1 protein-coding gene is annotated in these 718 nt (G+C 65.6%); it reads right to left on the bottom strand.

From position 1 onward, the window contains the following. Nucleotides 1–651: LysR family transcriptional regulator (locus tag ACXJKJ_RS30530; protein WP_457395188.1), on the bottom strand; the 651-nt coding region annotated here is incomplete at its 3' end. Nucleotides 652–718: the final 67 nt, after the last annotated feature.

The raw sequence follows: 718 nt of genomic DNA, 5'->3' as shown, positions 1-718 counted from the left end.
CACCTTGATCTCGCGGCCACGCCGCTCGAACTCCCACGCGTACAGCCCGCCCAACGTGGGTAGGCGCATGTTGATGCAGCGATGTCGGGTGAGGTCCGAAGGCGCCTTGGGCACACCGTGCTGTTCGAAGTACGCCGGGGTGGCCACCGCCGCCATGCGGATGGCCGGACCGATCGGCACGGCGATCATGTCCTTGTCGATGTTCTCGCCCAGCCGGATGCCGGCATCGAAGCGGTCGGCCACGATATCGCGCAGTGCATAACTGACATCGAACTCGATGCGCACGTCCGGGTAGGTGTGCATCAGCGGCATCAGCCGTGGCAGCAGCAGGGTGCGCAGCGGATGGTCGCCGCTGGTCAGGCGCACGCGTCCGGCTGGCTTGTCGCGCAGTTCGGTCAACGCATCCAGCTCCGATTCGATCTCATCGAAGCGATGACCAATCGCGGCCAGCAGCCGCTCGCCGGCCACGGTGACCGACACGCTGCGCGTGGTCCGGGTCAGCAGCCGGATCTGCAGGCGCTCTTCGAGCAGCTTGATTGCCTGGCTGAGCGCGGACTGGCTCACCCCCAGTACCCCGGCGGCACGGGTGAAGCTGCCTTCGCGCGCGACAGTGATGAAGGCGAGCAGGTCGTTGAGGGTGCGTCTGGCCATGCCGCAGTGTGCCACGGCGATTGATAAGCCTGGGTAATAGACCCATCCGTGATTGGACGTCTTATCG

Source organism: Roseateles sp. P5_E1 (assembly GCF_054049335.1).
The sequence above is the reverse complement of the archived record's forward strand: the minus strand, read 5'-3'. Positions and strand labels throughout refer to the sequence as shown.